This window comes from Flavipsychrobacter sp. (genome assembly GCA_041392855.1).
Classification (GTDB): Bacteria; Bacteroidota; Bacteroidia; order Chitinophagales; family Chitinophagaceae; genus UBA5543.
In genome coordinates this window covers 916,153-935,852 of record JAWKLD010000001.1, presented here as the reverse complement: position 1 = coordinate 935,852, position 19,700 = coordinate 916,153, and the positions used below count along the sequence as shown (strand labels likewise).

Annotated in this window: 19 protein-coding genes; 9 read left to right on the top strand and 10 right to left on the bottom strand. The window is 37.9% G+C overall.

Annotation, left to right across the window (positions count from 1 at the left end; translation table 11 throughout):
• The 4 genes from R2800_04505 to R2800_04490 form a co-directional block, all read right to left on the bottom strand.
• Entirely contained in the window at positions 1 to 1,524 is a 1,524-nt protein-coding gene (locus tag R2800_04505) for a HAMP domain-containing sensor histidine kinase (GenBank protein MEZ5016290.1), read from the bottom strand.
• Positions 1,525 to 1,678: 154 nt separating this feature from the next.
• Positions 1,679 to 3,514: a 30S ribosomal protein S1 gene (rpsA, locus tag R2800_04500; GenBank protein MEZ5016289.1), complete on the bottom strand. Its 1,836-nt coding sequence runs from the start codon at positions 3,512 to 3,514 to the stop codon at positions 1,679 to 1,681.
• 315 nt (positions 3,515 to 3,829) lie between these two features.
• Positions 3,830 to 3,985, bottom strand: a complete 156-nt coding sequence (locus R2800_04495) for a hypothetical protein (GenBank protein ID MEZ5016288.1) — start codon at positions 3,983 to 3,985, stop codon at positions 3,830 to 3,832.
• 169 nt (positions 3,986 to 4,154) lie between these two features.
• Positions 4,155 to 4,481 carry a hypothetical protein gene (locus R2800_04490; protein ID MEZ5016287.1) on the bottom strand — a complete coding sequence of 109 codons (327 nt, stop codon included), beginning with the start codon at positions 4,479 to 4,481 and terminating at the stop codon, positions 4,155 to 4,157.
• A gap of 153 nt (positions 4,482 to 4,634) precedes the next feature.
• Between R2800_04490 and R2800_04485 the strand changes: the two genes are divergently transcribed.
• The 3 genes from R2800_04485 to R2800_04475 all read left to right on the top strand — a co-directional run bounded on the left by R2800_04485 (position 4,635) and on the right by R2800_04475 (position 8,000).
• Entirely contained in the window at positions 4,635 to 6,500 is a 1,866-nt protein-coding gene (locus tag R2800_04485) for an ATP-binding protein (GenBank protein ID MEZ5016286.1), read from the top strand.
• A 587-nt stretch (positions 6,501 to 7,087) separates the two neighbouring features.
• Positions 7,088 to 7,288 (top strand): hypothetical protein, encoded by a 201-nt coding sequence (locus R2800_04480; GenBank protein ID MEZ5016285.1) that lies wholly within the window; start codon positions 7,088 to 7,090, stop codon positions 7,286 to 7,288.
• A gap of 85 nt (positions 7,289 to 7,373) precedes the next feature.
• On the top strand, positions 7,374 to 8,000 hold the full coding sequence (locus R2800_04475) for a hypothetical protein (protein ID MEZ5016284.1): 627 nt from the start codon (positions 7,374 to 7,376) through the stop codon (positions 7,998 to 8,000).
• Here R2800_04475 and R2800_04470 read toward each other — a convergent pair whose 3' ends face one another.
• Both R2800_04470 and R2800_04465 read right to left on the bottom strand, forming a co-directional pair.
• Complete coding sequence (locus tag R2800_04470) at positions 8,001 to 8,378, bottom strand: hypothetical protein (protein MEZ5016283.1); 378 nt, start codon at positions 8,376 to 8,378, stop codon at positions 8,001 to 8,003.
• A 414-nt stretch (positions 8,379 to 8,792) separates the two neighbouring features.
• Positions 8,793 to 8,999 (bottom strand): hypothetical protein, encoded by a 207-nt coding sequence (locus tag R2800_04465; GenBank protein MEZ5016282.1) that lies wholly within the window; start codon positions 8,997 to 8,999, stop codon positions 8,793 to 8,795.
• A gap of 163 nt (positions 9,000 to 9,162) precedes the next feature.
• On the opposite strand from R2800_04465, the gene R2800_04460 reads away from it, so the two are divergent.
• Positions 9,163 to 9,801 (top strand): DUF2202 domain-containing protein, encoded by a 639-nt coding sequence (locus R2800_04460; protein MEZ5016281.1) that lies wholly within the window; start codon positions 9,163 to 9,165, stop codon positions 9,799 to 9,801.
• 149 nt (positions 9,802 to 9,950) lie between these two features.
• Positions 9,951 to 10,934: a T9SS type A sorting domain-containing protein gene (locus tag R2800_04455; GenBank protein ID MEZ5016280.1), complete on the top strand. Its 984-nt coding sequence runs from the start codon at positions 9,951 to 9,953 to the stop codon at positions 10,932 to 10,934.
• Between the two features lie 69 nt (positions 10,935 to 11,003).
• On the opposite strand, the gene R2800_04450 is transcribed toward R2800_04455, so the two are convergent.
• From R2800_04450 to R2800_04440, 3 genes are read right to left on the bottom strand one after another with little or no spacing between them, the layout of a single operon-like run.
• Positions 11,004 to 12,032 (bottom strand): S41 family peptidase, encoded by a 1,029-nt coding sequence (locus tag R2800_04450; protein ID MEZ5016279.1) that lies wholly within the window; start codon positions 12,030 to 12,032, stop codon positions 11,004 to 11,006.
• Between the two features lie 15 nt (positions 12,033 to 12,047).
• On the bottom strand, positions 12,048 to 12,875 hold the full coding sequence (locus R2800_04445) for a hypothetical protein (GenBank protein ID MEZ5016278.1): 828 nt from the start codon (positions 12,873 to 12,875) through the stop codon (positions 12,048 to 12,050).
• Between the two features lie 51 nt (positions 12,876 to 12,926).
• A complete protein-coding gene (locus R2800_04440) occupies positions 12,927 to 13,556 on the bottom strand; it encodes a hypothetical protein (protein MEZ5016277.1) in 630 nt (209 codons plus the stop codon).
• Between the two features lie 165 nt (positions 13,557 to 13,721).
• Here R2800_04440 and R2800_04435 point away from each other — a divergent pair, with 165 nt between their 5' ends.
• On the top strand, positions 13,722 to 15,398 hold the full coding sequence (locus R2800_04435; protein ID MEZ5016276.1) for a gliding motility-associated C-terminal domain-containing protein: 1,677 nt from the start codon (positions 13,722 to 13,724) through the stop codon (positions 15,396 to 15,398).
• 94 nt (positions 15,399 to 15,492) lie between these two features.
• Positions 15,493 to 16,068 carry a peptide deformylase gene (locus tag R2800_04430; GenBank protein ID MEZ5016275.1) on the top strand — a complete coding sequence of 192 codons (576 nt, stop codon included), beginning with the start codon at positions 15,493 to 15,495 and terminating at the stop codon, positions 16,066 to 16,068.
• Positions 16,069 to 16,117: 49 nt separating this feature from the next.
• On the opposite strand, the gene R2800_04425 is transcribed toward R2800_04430, so the two are convergent.
• Complete coding sequence (locus tag R2800_04425) at positions 16,118 to 17,185, bottom strand: branched-chain amino acid aminotransferase (GenBank protein MEZ5016274.1); 1,068 nt, start codon at positions 17,183 to 17,185, stop codon at positions 16,118 to 16,120.
• A 72-nt stretch (positions 17,186 to 17,257) separates the two neighbouring features.
• Between R2800_04425 and R2800_04420 the strand changes: the two genes are divergently transcribed.
• On the top strand, positions 17,258 to 17,764 hold the full coding sequence (locus R2800_04420; protein ID MEZ5016273.1) for a hypothetical protein: 507 nt from the start codon (positions 17,258 to 17,260) through the stop codon (positions 17,762 to 17,764).
• Between the two features lie 6 nt (positions 17,765 to 17,770).
• A complete protein-coding gene (locus tag R2800_04415) occupies positions 17,771 to 19,657 on the top strand; it encodes a RecQ family ATP-dependent DNA helicase (GenBank protein MEZ5016272.1) in 1,887 nt (628 codons plus the stop codon).
• The last annotated feature ends 43 nt before the right edge of the window (positions 19,658 to 19,700 follow it).

Here is a 19,700-nt window from a genome sequence, read left to right as displayed (position 1 = left end):
CTACTTTTTAGGTAAGTAAATGGTAAATACAGTTCCCTTGCCCTGCTTACTTTTCAAAACGATCTCCCCCTTGTGTAGGTCTACAATATATTTAGCATAGCTCAATCCAAGGCCAAATCCTTTTACATCATGAGTATCACTAGTATTTTCTCTATAAAAATTTTCAAAAACATGCTTTTGCGCCTCGGCTTTCATACCTATACCATTATCACTAACCTGTATCACTAAGTTCCCATTAGTATTAAAGGTTGCAATGGATATTTTTGGATTATCGGAGCTATACTTTATTGCGTTATCTATGAGGTTGTGAAATAAGTCTGCTATCTGTTCTTTATTAGCGCTTATATATGCATCGGTAGCATTAAACTGCAGATCAATAGTAGTATGGATCCTTTGCAGTTGCATCTCAAATTTTGATATAACATCTTTTAGAAGATTATGAATATCAAATTCAGACTTTTGTTCCAAAACACCTGTATTCTCTAATGTAGCCAATTGTAATATTTGCTCTACATTCTTATACATATGCTCATTCTCTTCCTTGATCACATTCATATACACCTCACTATTCCCTTTTACATCTTTCCAATTTTCGATAGCAAGGTTGATATTGGTAATTGGCGTTTTGAACTCGTGGGTGATATTATTAATGAATGTATTTTTCATAGCCGACAAACGCTTCTGATCTAAGATTGTTTTTACAAAATAGCCATACAACATTATGAGTATAATGATTATGATAATAGAAGATATCATCATAATAGACATAGATTTTATAATATTGGTAAAGGAGTTGGGAATAAAAATTACGAGTTCATATGGTGCATTAAATTCATCGCCAAGAAAAGAGGCCCTTATCTTACTATTATTCAAACCCGCTACAAAAGCATTATCAGACAAGTATTCATATCCTACGCTATCAACTCGCTTAATGCCCAATGAGTAATTGGTGTCAAGACTATTATCAATTAGTACTTTTTTCAAATCTGCATTTAGATGCTCGTAATTAATAATAGTAGAGAGGTTTTTATTCTCTCTAAGTAGATCTTTGAAGTTATTTATGTTTAGAGTTTTAGTTTTGCTGGAATAGGCATCAGATGTGTAGTTAGAATCAAGTAACAACTCAAACTTTAAGGCCACATCAAGCTTTGCATTATAGTTATCAAAACCGATATAACTATCGTTGATGAATGTATCTATGTTCACTTCAAACAAGTTGAACATATTTATAGTATCTATTTTGCCCCCCTGTTCAGGACCATAAAAACGACCGTCTTTATATGATTGCTTAATTAGATAAAACCCCTCTCCTCTATTAAATTGAGTTTTAGCATACATGTTGAAACAACTACTATTATCTTCTATATCTTTTGCAATAAGAGATACATCTTCCTTTAGCGCTCGCTCTATAGTTGTCTTCTGAAGACTTATATTATTCCATATCCAATAAAGCTGTACGCCTATTAAGCAGGCAATCACTATACCGGAAAGAATAAAGAGTGACTTGTTATTTACTCTAGCCATATTATATAGTTAAAGATACGAGTATGATCAGGTTCTGTTATAATTGTTTGTGTTTTATATCTAAATATTAAGAATGTTTAACTATTCGGAATATACTGCCAATAAAAAAGCCACTCAAATTGAGTGGCTTTTGATATGAATAAGATAAGATCAATTATTTATCGTCTTCTGCTTTCTTCATTTTTTCTTTAAGCTCAGCTAATGCACCAAGATCTCCAAGAGTTGGTTTTTCCATTTTAGATTGGACGTTCTTAACCGCTTTCTTAGTTTTCTCTGCATTGGCAGCTGCTTCTTTTCTATCAGCTTCTCTTTCGTCAGCTTTGGTTTGTTCCCAAATACGAGAGTGAGAAACCATGATACGCTTGTCGTTACGATCGAACTCAATGATAACAAACTGTAGTGTTTCATCAACCTCTACATTGCTACCATCTTCTTTACGTAGATGACGAGCAGGAGCAAAAGCCTCAAGACCATATTGTAACTGTACTATAGCACCTTTCTCATCACGTTTAGTAACGATACCTTCGTGCTCACTACCTATTGGGAATACAGTTTCAAATGTGTTCCACGGATCTTCTTCCATTTGCTTATGACCTAGAGCCAATTTACGGTTCTCTTTGTCTATGCTAAGGATAACAACATCGATCTCTTCACCTACTTTAGTGAATTCATTCGGATGGTTGTAACGCTTGATCCAGCTAAGATCACTGATGTGGATCATACCACCAATACCAGTCTCTAGCTCAACAAACACACCGTAAGGAGTGATGTTCTTCACAGTTCCTTTGTGCTTGCTATCTTGAGGGAATTTGTTCTCGATAGTCTCCCATGGATCTTCAGTCATTTGCTTGATAGACAAGCTCATCTTACGCTCTTCTTTATCTAGAGTAACAACTACTGCTTCGTACTCGTCACCCATGTTAAAGAACTCCTTAGCGTTGATTGGCTGAGAAGACCATGTAATTTCAGATACGTGAACCAAACCTTCAACACCAGGAAGTATCTCAAGGAATGCACCGTAATCTTCAATATTTACAACCTTACCTTTCACCTTAGCACCTTCTACAACGTCTGCAGATAGGCTATCCCAAGGATGCTCAGTAAGTTGTTTCAAGCCCAGGCTGATACGCTTCTTCTCGTCGTCGAAGTCTAGAACAACTACATTCAATTTCTGACCGTTCTCTAGAACCTCGCTCGGATGCGTTACGCGGCCCCAGCTGATATCTGTGATGTACAATAGACCGTCTACGCCGCCAAGGTCGATGAATGCACCAAAGTCAGTAACATTCTTAACTGTACCCTCAAGTACTTGACCTTTCTCCAACTTACCGATGATCTCAGAACGTTGTTGTTCGATATCGCTTTCGATAAGCGCTTTGTGAGATACAACTGCGTTGCGGATAGCTTCGTTGATCTTAACGATCTTGAAGTCCATTGTTTTACCAACATACTGATCGTAATCAGTAACTGGCTTAACGTCGATTTGAGAACCAGGAAGGAAAGTCTCCAAGCCATATACATCAACAATAAGACCACCTTTAGTCTTACTAGTGATAGTACCTGTAACCACTTCGCCAGTTTTGTAGTAATCAACGATCTTACCCCAAGCGTTAGCCTGGCGAGCTAGTTTACGGCTTAGGTGAAGATGACCATTGCGGTCTTCTTTTTCAACCACCATTACCTCAACTTCGTCTCCTATGTTAACTGAATCCAAATCACGGAATTCGTTAAGCGATACAAGACCGTCTGATTTAAAACCGATGTTGATGATAGCATCAGTTTTTGTAAGACCTACAATGTGTCCGCTTAATAGCTCAGACTCTGTAATGTCTTTGAACGTACCAGTGTAGATTTCGTCCATTTCTGCACGCTTCTCATCTGAGTAGTTTGATACGTTTCTTTTGTCGACGCTCCAGTCGAAATCATCATGAGCGCCAGCCTGTTGTTCTGTTAGGCCGTCAGTTTGATTAACAATTTGATTTTCTTCCAAAATATTAAGATTTTTTTTAAGGACTGCAAAGGTAACCCTTTATATGTTCCCAAAAAAGGATTTGGAAGAATTATTGTAACATTTCTCTTGTGCATAACTCGCTGATTATCAGCACCAACCTGTTAAAATGTTACGAATTGTTACAACAAACACTCTATTTACCCGCCGTAATGTATGCCGTATGAGCCTTTTGGGCACTTATACGAAACACTTCGTAAGTGGCGGTGAGTAGCGTAAAAGAGCTAAATAGGTATAACATAACGCACAAAATAACTATAGCAAATATACGCTTTTTATGCCGAAATACCCTCTTGTTCATCGCATACGTTTGTTGGGATTGTAAGGGGGTGGCTGCATCTGTTGCCGCTTGCTACGGGGGTGGAATATGGTATTGCCGGCTACCATCATTACCGATAGTGCGAAGTACATCTTAAGCATGATGTATGCTAGTACGGTGAGTAAAATTTTCATAGTCCCTTTATTTTTTGTTTTGAAACGCCTTGTTTACGTGTTGGCGATGAGCAACACACACGTGAGTATGCCCAGGAATAGCGCAATCTTCAGACCTACCATTGTGTGTGTCACCATCTTTGTGTTTTTTATTTGTGCCTTACATGCCCGCTCTCCCCCACACCTATATTTATACGCCTGCTATCAGCTTGTGCAGCATAGGCTGCATAAAGTCTATAATATGAATGGCATAGCTGCCCAGATAAGCAAAAAGCGCAAAGGTGAGTAGCGAGTAAAACAGTTTGTTTTGCCTGTTGCTCACAATGTAGAAACGCTTTACCCGCACCTCAACCGTTTTGCGTATTTTCTGCTCTCTATAAAAGAAGAAGGAATGCCATAGTTTTTGCCCGAAATAAACCGCCTGCCTGCGATGGAGTATTAATAGACACTTGGAGATAAAATGTGTCGTTGCGATAAGAACCGTAAGCATTAATAGCTTTTCTGATAATGTACCCATAGCGTGATTTATTTTTTGTTGTTGATACAAATGTAGAACACAACAAGGGGCTACAAATCCCTAATCTTAGTAATTTTTTGGAGGGAGAAGAAAGAGGGTGAAAACACCCTACCTTAAGGAATATGCTTTTGTATTTTTAAACAAACCGTATATATGTATAAAGAGGTAAAGTTGAATGAAAAATTTAGTGAGTATTTCTGTAAAAGTCAATATGAAGACCAAAAGAACATAATAGACAGCCTATCAAGAATAAACATATTTATAGGTGCGAATAACTCAGGGAAAAGCAGAATGCTTAGAAGGTTATTTTATGATAAAAATTATAGATACGCACACAAAGATATCAATGCAAAAGCAAGACACATACATATTAAGCGATTTTTAAACAATTTAAAAGATGGCGGCTTAAGAAATTATACCGCAGAATATTTAAATGATGTTATTGAACATTTACAAGAAATTTTTGACAAATTAACCTATTGGGATATTCATAATGCAAACTCATATGATGAAGCATATAGAAATTTTGCAAACGCGATTGATACTACTAATTTGTCTAATAGCTTGTCTAAAATTAATATACGAGATAGGTATGCTACTGCTAGATTTATACATGACAGATATACACATAATCTTAAAAACACTTTTTCACTTTTAAATGAAAAATTGCCCGAACAATCAAAATTTGACAGATACTATATCCCAGTACTAAGAAGCTTAAAAGGATTATCACCTAAACAAGAGGTAGGCATAAACGCCTTCAATGATATTTACAAAACGCATACACAAAAAGAATACTTTAAAGAGAATGACACTTTAAATATATTTACTGGCCTTTCTTTGTATGAGGATACTACTAAGCTACTACTTGGAGACACAGCAAAAAGAAATAAAATAAAAGAGTTTGAAAAATTCCTAGAAGACTCTTTCTTCCAAAAGGAAGTAAACATTGTACCTCATCTAGAATCAAAAACTTTACATATAAAGATTGGAAATAGAGAGCGTCCTATACATGAATTGGGGGACGGTGTACAATCAATAATTATACTTACCTACCAGCTGTTTATGCAGCAAGGAGAAAATGCTATTTTCTTCTTTGAAGAGCCTGAAACACACCTTCATCCAGGCTATCAGAGATTATTTATCGAAACATTGCTAGATTCTAGGTTTGATAGTTTTCAATACTTCATGACTACACACTCTAATCATTTTTTAGACATAACACTAGACTATAACAGCATATCTGCTTATACTTTTAACAGACGTACAAATAATGACAATTTTGATGTAGAAAATGTAACCTCTGGAGACGAGAATGTACTAAAACTGATAGGGGCTAGAACATCTTCTGTTTTTCTTAGCAACTGTACTATATGGGTAGAGGGTATAACCGATAGGATATACATACGTAAGTATTTAGAAATGGTACAAAAGACTAAACCTATTAAATACAAGGAAGACTATCATTTCTCATTTGTAGAATACGCAGGTAATAATATCACTCATTGGTCATTTCTTGATGCAGAAGATCCTGAACACGACAATATAAATGTGGAGCATCTGTGTGCGAAACTATTCTTAGTAACAGACAATGACGGAGCTGGGTTAAAGCTAGACGGACAACCTCATGTTAATAAAAAAGCGAAATATGAAAGGCACTTAAAGTTACAAGAAAGGCTTGATGATAGGTATTATCTATTACAATGTAGAGAAATAGAAAATCTACTTACAAAAGATGTTATCAAAAGAGTAATTGAAGCTAAAGAACCTGAGGATGCAGAACTAGACTTCAAAAAATTTGACAAAAAGCCACACAAAGTAGATGCTATTGGAAAGTTTATAGAAAAGAATGTTACAGGTTTAAAACGCAAGTATACCTACAAGTCTGATACTATAAATGACAAATTAGGATTTGCTAAGAAAGCAGTTGAACAGATAAACACCTATGATGATATGAGCGCCGAAGCAAAAGACTTAGCAGAAAGGCTGTACAACTTTATTAAATCACAAAACTCCTAACATATCTCCTACATCAAAGCGCGTCATGTCGAACCGAAGGGAGACATCTAGTAAGTAAGAATGAGATTTCTCACCCTAAAGGGGTTCGAAATGACGAAGAGCTATTGAGCTAACAACCTAAATAAAAGGACAAATATCTAAAGCTCGGCGGCACAGCAGCACTATGCCTCATCAAGGCTACACGAAAATTTGGGTGTGATAAATTTTCGGCGTCTTTTCTTTCGTTCTTTCTTTGGACAAGCAAAGAAAGGACAAAGCAGATAGTACAACACTTATATCTTGAGATGGCTTCGTCATTGCACTCCTCGCCATGACGGTAAAAACACGCTCCCCTTTTCCCGCATAATACCTTACATTTACACTTGAAAATATTAAAGCGTAATTGCTTTAGTCTTGCCATAGAAACGTAGGAAATTTCAGCGCACAAGACGAAGTAAGAACGCTCACGCTAAGGCGTGGGCTCTCTTATTCGTGTGCGGGTCTCCTACGACCTCTATGGCGGTAAGTTGGGTTCCACGTCTTTTTGTATACAGGCGGGTGCTCGGCTATCAAACTTTAATCATGAGAATATGAAAACCGAACGCTGTATGACTAACGTCACCGCCCGCTTTGCGGGTTTTGCCCACGCTGCCGCAGAGCTGTCTGCCTATGCACGCACTATAGATGTATTTGTTATTGCCCTACGCACTGGGCAAATTGTGCAACACACGCCGCCCGATGCTGCCGAGTTTGAGGCATGGCTACACACGCACCACATCCGCAATATTGATAAAGACTGGAGGAGATAAAAACAGGGTGTTTTCACGGTTGCCTACTCGGGCATTAGGGGTATCTTAGCGGTTCATTATTTAACCATCTAAAAAAATCAACGCCATGAGTACAACGGTGAAATTGAACTACATCAACCGTAGCAACGATGTCAACAATTCTCAGATCGTCATCTTTCAAAAAAACATAGCCCCCAGTTTTGATGAGCTGGCAGTGGCTTGGAAGGTGATAAAAAATTGCGGACAGGGAGACAACCACCCTTTTACCTTCCCTCATAGTTTTTCGGTAGGCGCGTCAGACTCTTGGGGCAATTACACTCCAAAGTTCTCTGCCGAGTATGGGCAGCAGTGGGAAATGATAAAAGACCAGTCGGGAGACATCTTAAAACTATCGAGCGCACCACACGTCAGCATTAAGGAGGTAGCTATTGCTAACAACCTAACGCAGGGCGCTATCAATGCCGGTGTGTACAAAGATGGCAGTTTGCTGGCTACTAAAACAAACATTGTACCTGGTCAGAAAAGCGTATTTGAATTCAAACCTACGATATGGATAGGCATAGTCTCTCAGATAGAGGAAGGCGAGGTATTGAACTCTGCCATCATCAGCCAGATCAATACCGAAATATCTTTACTAGGCATCTCTAGTGCTGATATTGTAATGACAGGTGGCGGCAGCGGTGCCGAAGCCAAGCCTTTTAGCTTTGCGCTGGAGAATGTTGTGGTGGCCTAGCTAGGGCTTCATCTTCATGCGTACAAGCAGTAGTATAATAACAATAGTACTCAACACCGTACCGGGTACTAAATACCATAAAGAGCCAATGCTCATATACAACAGTCCTTTATGAGCATTGGCCACTCCCATACCAAATGCTATGGCCATAGCAATGCCCACAGCACCCCATAGTAGAAATAGCCACTTCATCAATGTAGACTCGGGGTTGACGCCTACCTTTTCTACAACTTTAGCCCAAGGGCCAAGTTGACCTGCATGCTGCCCTGTTTTAGGTCGTATATAGTCGCCTATTATCAAACCGCGAGCACCATCTATTGCCATGTAGCCAAAGTTGAGTAATGAGAGGATTATTATGATCCATTTAAGGAGCGCCATATTTCAATTTTTCCCTGAAAATATATAAATGGAATATTATTATACACTACCCTTTGTCTTTTTTATATCATTTTATAACCAGTGGTTACAAAAAAAAGAGACTGCCCTCTGCAAGCAGCCTCTATGTATGAAGCATCCGCATAAGAAAAAAAATCGCCCCCAATTCTTTTTTATACTTCAGCTATCTTCTGAGCAACAACCCATGAAATTGTTACTAAACCAAATTTAAAATTTAGGCCACCTAGACAAGCAGCCTCGTTTATTAAGACTCGTATAATCAATACCCCTATTGCATTACACGTATATGTAAGTAGCTGCCTATAGCTACAATGCGTCCTTAGAAATAGACTACTTAGACAAGCAGTCTCTCGATTTAATAAAGAGTAATCTCGTACCCTTACACAACCTTAGTTTTTATCCGTTCATTACGGTAATTACAGTTTTATCTGCGTCTATCTTTATCCGTTGCTCCTTTGCTAAGAACAACAAGCTGGGTAGTATATTATCTATATGCTCATCCATATCTTCCAGCAAGCTACTCACGGGTAGTCTTGTCTTATCAGTCACTCGTCGGTGCATCCTTACTATAGCTGCCCACACTTCGTCCAAAGATGGTTTCATATCGTTGTTCTGTTCTTCTTTTATAGTAACGACGGCTGTGTGAGATTCGTTAGCAAAACATTCACATTTTTTTATCCGCTATGTAACATTAGTAGCCATACACTACTAGTTGCGAGGGTACATTTAACTAAACAATGATTGGTAACCTTAAAACTAGAACGATATGAGAAACTTAATTTCAGCAGTAGTAGCCCTAGCGCTTTTGGGCACAACAGTAGGCTTTACTTCTTGCAAAAAAGACAATGAAGTAACCCCTCAACAAACTACACAGACAGCAACACTTTCTGATGCAGAAAAAGCAGCCTTGAGCTTCCTACGCGAGGAGGAAAAAATGGCAAGGGATGTATATGATGCCTTACTGGTTTCGCACCCTGCAATGACTTTCTTGTCAAATATTCGTGGTAGTGAGCAAAAACATATGGACGCAGTAAAAAACCTACTGGATCAATATGGCATTGCCGACCCAATAGGCAACAACGCAGCGGGTGTATTTACTAACGCAGACATACAACAGCTGTATAATACACTGGTGGCCAAAGGACAAAAATCTGAGCTAGATGCCGTTATCGTAGGGCTTACCATAGAAGATATGGATATAAAAGACTTACAAGATGCTATCAGCAAAGCAACACAGGACAATATAAAAACAGTGTATGGCAATTTGCAAAAAGCTAGTAAAAACCACATGAGAGAGTTTTATACTCAGCTCACCAGCAGAAATGGTACTTACACGCCACAGTACATCACACAGGCAGAATACGATGCTATCGTAAATAGCCCAAAGGAGCACGGTAGTAACTAAATAAAAAGGTAGGGGTTGATTTGATATATTGCTCGCTTGTTTTATTCAGGCGGGCATTTTTTTCTTAAAAAAAATAAAAAGTATGGCAGAGCATAGGGGTATTTTTCTACAGAGTTGTTTTAAGAGCATAAAACTTAGAAACTATGTATATGAGAAAACTACTTTTGACACTAACAGTACTATTAGCATGTAATCTTTTATCATTTGCGCAGATGCCGTACAAGGTAACTGTAAGAAACAATAACTATCAAGCGCTAAGCACAGGAGTAAACGTCAGCGACACCACGGCCTGGACAGAAGACTCTACCTTCATTATCAACATTCCTTTTGACTTCAAAATAGAAGGAGTGAACGTAAAACAAATAATACTATCTGGTGCTTCATTAGCAGTATCTGATACAGGCTCAAGTGCTGATGCGTTTCCTATCATCAGTGCTGAAATTGTAGACCGAGGGCTTTCTGATACTGATTCCGTTTCTCAGTCTCCAATCCGCTACCAAGTAGATGGTAACATGGGTAGTAGAATATTAAAAATTGAGGTAGCCAATGCGGGTTTTTATGATGAGTTAACACAGAGTGGTACAACAAAGAATTATGTCAACATACAGCTATGGTTGTACGAGCAAAGCAATATTGTAGAGCTACACTATGGTGCATCTCAGATTAATTCTTTCTCTACCTACTTCCCTCTTGGGTTGTTAACCGGTTATATTAGAGATATAAATGTGGGCACTGGAAACATGGATAAGTTCTACATCCTTAAAGGCAACAATACTAGCCCAACAGTAGATAGCTTTTCTGCTACATCTCCACAAACAGGTCTTACCAGCTTCCCAACCAGCGGAACGGTATATCGCTACACACCTATAGTACCACCTAGCACAAGTGTTGGTACTATAGCACTAGAAGGCATGAAGGTGTACCCTACTCATTGCACGAACAATATTACTATAGACAATGCTAAAGGAATAGCTACTTATCAAATCATCAATATAAACGGTAGCACCTTAAGCACAGGAACTATCAACATAGGAAGAAACACTATTGATGTGAGCCACTATCCATCGGGTATGTATTTTGTAACCATGAAAAGAGACAACCAAACAACTACAACACGTATAGTGAAAATGTAATTCAGCAACCTTTATAAAACAACAAAGCCGAGATGTATATCTCGGCTTTACTTTTTATAATAGCATTCTTTATATCGTCTTAATTCTCCTGATAGCAGTTTCGATAATGGTATCTATATCATTGTCTTCATCTACACGATTCATATGTACCGAATCATCTGGAGCTATACCATAATAAGTAGGTTCATTTTCAGAATCAAACACTTTAAGTGATGGATATTCTAGTATCCAACCATTAGGTAATTCCCTACCTGTAGAAAAACCAATGCCCCCACCTGTAGAATCACCCATGATACGCACATTACTAAATGCTCTACAGCTTACTGCAAAAATATTACCGATGCCTTTTGTGCCTTTATTCGTAAGTAGCACAAAGTTTTCAGGGAATTTAGCGCCTGGTGATTGCTCTATAAATGCCCCTTGCAGATCGGTAAATTCATTTTGTGCAGGACCATTTTTATACACTGTTTTATACAATAGCGTATTATACCTAAACGAAGTATCAACACCCATACGTTTCAATATAGGGAACATATTTTCAGGATTACCACCTGCGTTATTTCTTACATCAAAAACCACTCCGTACAAGAACAACGTTGAATCACGAAACTGCCTTAGTAAAATATCAAGATGTTCATCCGTCACTTGCCTGTTAAAGTCTTCGTAGTAGATATAAGCTACAGAGTCAATAACCGTATGCCAAAAAGGCCCTGTGTGTTGTGCATTGGCCAAGTATTTTCTTTCTAATAAAGAACGATTGAAATTAGCTGGTTCTTTTACTCTTGGGTTGTATCTATAAGTTCTAAACCCTGCATTTAGCGATATATTCTCGTCTTGGAACATGGCTATGAATTTAGCACAGGTATCAAAAAACTGTTCATCGGTCATGGTATCGTATAACCTGAACTGATAGTCAGCTCTTAGAGAGTCTCCCCAAGGCAATTTCTTTTCATCAAAATAAGCATAACCCTGATCCATTGTTTTCCAGAGGTCATCAAATATCTGAGACACAGAATGCTTTTTGCCAATAGGCATCAAAAGCTTCTCACAAGAGCTTAAAGCAAAAAGTACTATTATAAGTAGCGATATCTTCTTCATCGAAAAACAGGAAGCTTAGTGGTTGAGTAAAAATGAAAGCATGACCGTATGCTCGGCAAAATAGGCGATCTTATTATGCTTAAGACGTGTATAGTCCCAAATATAACTTAGCCTTACAGCGTTGCCATTGTCTAGCAAGTAAGTATAGTTCAACCTACTGTTGTAACGCAAATAGCCACCTATTGATTTAGTAACACTATTTTCAATAAAATCTTTCCATTCTTTATTATCTGGATCCAAATTCTCCACTCTATTTAAATAGGTTGGTCGTGAAAAATTAGTGATCAAAGGCATACTAAAATCCCAACTTATTATGACAGGCTTCTTTTTAAAATAAGACTCTTTAGCAATACGTATTGTTAAACCAAAACTAGCTGCATACTCATTGATATCTGAAGAGCTATATAGATGTGGCGCCTTTTTATTACCATACATAGCACTTAGCATACCACCGGCTCTCATATCAAAACCTAGAAAATTAAGCGGTGCACGTACTAAAAAACGATAGTCTAACAAAGCTCTTGCCGTACTTACTGATAAAGAATTAGACGTCCCTTTACCTCTATTGAACTTAAGCATAGAGCCTTGAAGGTAAAACTCTGAAAAAGTAATCTCGTTAATCTTCAAATGTCCTACCGAAGGAGAAAAGCCTATTTTTTGGTAATTATATTTTGAGATGGCATCGTCGTAAAATGATTGATACACGGCACCTACCCCAGCTGTAATATATCTTTTGTATCCATTTTCAGTCATGATACCTGTTTCCTCATCCATCAACTGCCCGTAAGACAACTGGAAAGAACAGAGACCAAAAACAAAAAGCAACCCTTGCTTCCAATTCATTATTAATTATTGTTTTGACAAAAAAACGATTTTTTATTTAATAATACCTTGCTACCCATCTATCCATTCAAATGTAGGCAATAGCCATTCACTAAGGGGTTTAAATACAAAGCCATGTCCTAAACCCGTCTCCAACTTCACTTCCTTAAAAGCTGTGATATCTTTAGACTTCTCCTTTATAGGGATGCAGCTTTTCCCTACTACATCAGTTTGCTCGTATATAGACAGCACCTTACCATGCAATCTTATATTAAAGTAATTAGTGGTCATAGTGTTGCACATACCAAGTAAAATGTATTTGACATTCTTATCCATATTCATGGTAGAGGTCAGCATGGCTATCAATGCCCCCTTTGAGGTTCCTACAACTGAAATATGATCTGAAGAAATACCTAAGTTTTTAAGACTATCAATTTGAGCCAACGTCTTCATGGCATAATGCTCCTGGTCTGCATTCTTTGGTCTAACATCTGCATAGGTAATATATCCTTGTTCTTTAAATGCTGTAACTATAGAATCGAACTCATAAGTACCATACTGACTACTATATGCCTCTGCTCCCATATCTTCCAATATTTTACTATGAAAGAAAAATACATAACGAGCATTCAAGTCTACCTCTTGCGATAGAGACAATATACTGAACATAGAAAATACCGCAATAAGGGGGATTTGTTTCATTTATTATTTCTTTTCTTTTGTAATACCCTCTAAAATAGTCCAGACAAACTAATAAAGCATTATTTAATTAACCCATAGTTATAAACATTTTTTTGACTGTCTCATTACAAACGACTTTTGTCAAAAAGATGTCTTTTTGGACAAACCACCTTTTTTATAAACACGATGAAAAGATCATTACTTCTTTTATCCCTCTTTTACATATGCCCCACTTTATTTGCACAAAACCTTGTCCCCAATCCAAGCTTTGAACAATATGACAATTGTCCTACAGGTTTTGGCCAAATAGTATGCCCTCTTAATTCGCCACCATTTAAACCGACAGTCACCGACTGGGTAACGCCAGTGCCTAATAGCCCCGATTACTACAACGCCTGCTCCAAAAGCATTTACGCGACAGTGCCTACGCACTATCACGGTACCTACCCTGCTCATACGGGCGATGCTTATGTTGCCATTGCAGCACATTCCGGCTTTTTAACTAACGGCCCATCCTCGTCGTACAGAGAATATATAGAAGTAAAATTGCTACAACCCCTTGTTGCCGGTGAGCAGTATGTGATATCTTGTTACGTAAGGATCGCATTTAAGAAAGACCCACAATATACACCGAACATTATTGCTGTTGACGAAATAGGTGTTCATGTGTCTAAAACGCAAGTGACCTCTTTTACCCACCCTCTGAACCAAAACTACACCTCAATGCAGGATACTTTTAAGCAGCCATTAAACGACCAAACTGGCTGGACAAAGATATCTGGTATATACACTGCTACAGGAGGCGAAGAGTGGATAACCATAGGTGTGTTCAACTTCAGTAATACACACCCCAACTTTACACAAGTATATCCTACGGCGGTTGTACCCAACCAAACATATACCAGTTATTATTTAGTAGATGATGTTTCTTTAGTAAAGAAACCCAAATGCGATACCATCACAAAGACAACTGATACTATTCTATGTAATCATTTGAGCTTACCTGTTACGCTTAACTCATCAGCTACAAACGCAACCTATACATGGAACACAGCTGCCAATACGGCTTCTATTAGCGCGCCAAGTGTTGGTACTTATTGGTGTAGCGCACTTGAAGGATGCAACTTAACTGTTGACAGCTTTACACTTTCACTCAACAAGGATACTACACATACCAAAATAGATACCACTGCCTGTAAAGGAGAGTCCATCAACATCACTAGTAGAGATAATGCTATCAGTTATCTATGGAGTACAAATGAAACAAGTAAAACGATATCTGTAAATAAGCTGGGTAAATATTGGTGTACTTCTCAGGTTGGTTGCAAACAATATATAGACAGCTTTAATGTAGAAGACAGATCATTTTATGTAGACATAGACTTGGGGAAAGACATATATACTTGTAGTGAAGAGCGTATAAAGCTGGGCAAACTATTTGCTGGCAATAAGACCTATTCTTGGAATACCGGCGAAAACACCTGCTGCATTTCTCCTACCCAATCAGGAACATATATATTAACTGTATCTGATGAATGCAGTGTGCTTAAAGACAGTATTAATATTGACTTCTATAATTGCAACGATTGTTTCAGCATGCCTAACGTCTTTACCCCTAATAAAGATGGGCGTAACGATGCTATAAAACCTATACCTAGATGCGATATAGATAAATATCTCTTTAGAATATATAATAGATGGGGAGAATTGGTTTTTGAAACGAAAGACATCAACGAACGCTGGGATGGCACTTATAAAAATGAATCCTATAAAACCAGCACTTTCTTTTACTACATACAATATACCTTGATGCAAGACCCTAACACAAAAACAATTTCTGGAGATATTCTCTTATTAAGATAAGCTCACATTAAATTTAGTTTTATTATTATAAATAAATATGTTTTATTGGTATTGAATTTATTTAGGTTTGCCACTCGAAAAAAGGGAACCTTAGATGAGTTTAGCCATAATACCCTATGGTAATAAGATATTAAGAACTGCTTGTAATACGGTATTGCCTGACTATAAGACCGAACAACTTATAAAGGAGATGTGGGCTACATTAGATAGTACAGGAGGCATTGGACTAGCAGCACCGCAGGTAGATAAGGCGTTGAAACTTTTTATTGTTGATAGTAAAAAACTATACAACAATCTTACCGAAGAAGGTCGTAGACGTTTTTGGGGAGATGAAGGTATCCAAGAGACTTTTATCAATGCACAAATGATCTCTTACTCAAAAGAGACATGGACGGAACCTGAAACCTGTTTGAGCCTGCCTAGAATAAAGATCGACGTTCCAAGACCTATATCTATCAGGCTACGCTATCAAGATGCTAATATGGAATGGCAGGAAAAAGACTTTGGAGGTATGACGGCAAGAGTGATACAGCATGAATACGATCATACTTTTGGCAAACTACATATAGACTACATAAAGAAAAGTAACAAGCCATTGTTTTACAGCATTAAACTCAAGAGAGTGTTGAAGGGAAAGGTAATAACGAAATATAAAATGCATTATAACTAAGAGAGCCGTTCATTTTGAACGGCTCTCTTTTTATTAAGAATAGCTATTGTTAGATCTTGTATACCCATCCGTGTGTATCTTCTGCACGACCGTAACGGATATCATTCAACTCATCTTTCAACAAAGGAGATATCTTCCAGCTCTCGATAGGAGGCAACTCCATCTTAGTATCCATATAAGTTAAATCTTTAATTGGTGCTATGGAAGCGGCAGTACCTGTACCAAAAGCTTCCATTAACTCACCTCTCTCGTATGCTGCTTTAATTTCATCAATGCTTAAATCACGCTCTTCTACTTTATAGCCCTTATCCTTAAGTAGCGTGATAACACTATCGCGTGTCACACCCTCTAGTATGGTATCACTAAGGCCAGGAGTGATAACAGTATCACCAAGTACAAAGAAAACATTCATTGTACCTATCTCCTGTACATATTTATGCTCAATACCATCCATCCATAATATTTGATCGTACCCCATCTTACGCACTTCTGTCATAGGGTACATACTAGCGCCATAGTTACCGGCAGCCTTTGTATAACCAATACCGCCTGGGAAAGCACGTACATATTTATCATGAACATATATAGAAACCGGTTCTGCATAGTACGGTCCTGCAGGGCTGGTAATGATCATAAACATAAACTCTGTAGTAGGTTTTATACCTATATACTCATCTGTAGCCATCATAAATGGACGTATATATAGAGAAGTTTGATCTACATTAGGGATCCAATCCTTATCCAACTCTATTAGCTGACGCATACCTTCCATGAAAATCTCTTCAGGAACATCTGGCATACCCATACGGTTTGCAGAGCGGTTAAAACGCTTGTAGTTGTCATAAGGACGGAAAATAGTAGCTTCTCCTTCTGGATTCTTATATGCTTTTATTCCTTCAAAAATGGCTTGGCCATAGTGTATAAAAGACGTTGCAGGATTTATGCTAAGATTTTGAAATGGAACTATTTCTGCAGTATTCCATTCACCATTGCTATATTTAGCAACGAGCATGTGATCCGAGTATATCTTACCAAAGTTGATGTTATTAGGATCTAACTGATTGATTCTGCTCAACTCAGTCTTTTGCACATTGATGTCAAATGTGGATACATTCATACGCGTTCAAATTTATTAAGAGCTAGAAAAGATTAAATGCTGTGCGAAAGTAACGTTTTTTTTTGACATTTTATGAGCAAAACATTTGTTAAGTTTGCTGAAAGCCTTGATATGAGCGAGATACCGAAGATTATCACTAGCGACATATTAGATAATAACACAGATGACTTTTGGGAGGATCTACCCAAAGAAATGCAGGATTTAGACCCTAAAAACGTGTTGGTGATCACTACAAAAATGGAGGATAATAGCCCTGAGCAAGCACAACTGGACAAAATACTAGCAGCCTGCCAACTAGAAAAAGCTAACTACTTTTTAATAGCACTAGAAGAAGACAAACAAATGGCTTGGCATAAGCTAAAAGCTCATTTTTTGCCAGAAACGGTACTCTTATTTGGCATTTTACCTCAAAAGCTTGGTATTTCTTCCCTTTTCCGCATAAATTCTATCAATAACTTTGATGGATGTACATTTATACCTGCCTTATCTATACAAAAAATGGAAGAGCAATTGGAAGCCAAAAAACAACTCTGGACCAATGCTTTAAAACCACATTTTATAGACACTAAAACAACATAAGTTCTATTGTCGTCTCCTAAAGAAATACTACAGTCATATTGGGGTTTTGATGCGTTTCGACCATTACAGGAAGAAATTGTCAATGCTATTCTAAATAAAGAAGATGTATTGGCCATATTGCCTACAGGTGGCGGCAAATCTATTTGCTATCAAGTACCTGCAGTTTTACTAGATGGCATGTGCTTGGTGATATCTCCTTTAGTGTCACTAATGAAAGATCAAGTAGCTACACTTAAGAAATTGAATATCAATGCAGAGTACATCCATTCAGGACTTCACTACTACGATGTAAAGAGCATATTAGACAATGCTTTGCATGGGGGCTATAAGTTGCTTTATGTTTCTCCAGAAAGGCTACAAACTCGACTTTTTGAGGAGTATTTACCTAATCTCAATGTTAACCTCATAGCCGTTGATGAAGCACACTGTATCTCTCAATGGGGGCATGATTTTAGACCCGATTATTTAAAAATAGCTGATATAAAACATGCTTTTAGGCAAACGCCATTATTGGCACTTACCGCATCGGCTACCCATGAGGTAAAACAAGACATTGTACAACAGCTACACCTAAAACAAACTACGCTATACCAACAAGGAATAGAGCGTAAAAACATATACTACACTGTACAATACAGCGAAAAAAAGGATAACGACCTACTCGATACCATCAATAATGCAGGAGGCAGCAAAATAGTGTATTGTAGAAGCAGAAAAGCTACAGAAAGGCTCAACAACCTACTGTTACAAAATGGGATATCTTCTACAGTTTATCATGCCGGATTGGATAAAAACAGTAGAGAAAAGGCTCAAAATGATTGGCTAAGTGGTCAAACCAATACAATTGTTGCAACTACCGCCTTTGGTATGGGTATTGACAAACCTAATGTACGTTTGGTGGTCAATTACGACCTGCCGGAACATCTGGAGGCCTACTATCAGGAATCAGGAAGAGCAGGAAGAGACCAGCAGCCCGCTACATCAATACTACTCTACAATCAGACGGATATAAACAGACTGGAAGAAAGTACAGCGATCCAGTACCCTGCTGTAAGTTATTTGCGTTCGGTATACCAATCTGTTGTAGAATATCTACAGCTCCCTATTGGTGTGGAGCCTTATAAATATTACGATTTTGAACTGGCAGATTTTTGTAAAAAATTCCAGCTACAAGCCCTACCTGCATTATATGCCCTAAAGCTGCTGGAAAGAGAAGGTCTATGGACACTCTCTGATACAGCTTATATGCCTACTACGATACACATGTTGGCAACAAGGGCTGAATTAGACAATCTAGCTAGTAATGATGCCAACTTGAGTTATGTATGCACAGGGCTTCTAAGGCTGTATGGAAGCTTGTTTATACACCCTACCCCTGTACGCTTAGGCGTTATAGCCAAGCAGCTAAGAATGAGATATGAAGAGGTAGAACAATACTTACAGCTACTTCACAAGATGGAATACATCAACTATAGTAAGCCTAAAGACAAACCGCAACTCTTCTTCCACCATATGAGAGTGGATAGCAAACACCTCATCATCAATACCAAAAGAATAAAAGAGCTAAAAGAAAGACACCTAAAAAGGACCGCAAGCATCATACACTACATTACTAATAATGACATTTGCAGAACCCAACTCCTCCAACAGTATTTTGATGAAAAAGGAACAGACAGGTGTGGGCATTGTGACGTGTGCGCTAATAGCAAGGAATATATCATTGACAAAGAAGAGCTACTAAAAACGATAGGAAAACACCGATCTATTTCAGTCCCCTCCTTACAAAAAGAATTCCCTAAAGCAATAAGCAAGGAGTTAACAGCGTTATTGAGAGCAATGGTAGAAGAGCAACTATTAACCATAAATCCCGACAATAGCATTTCACTAGCATAAATGCTTTAGTATATTTACCATCATTATTTACAGACTAAGAGTT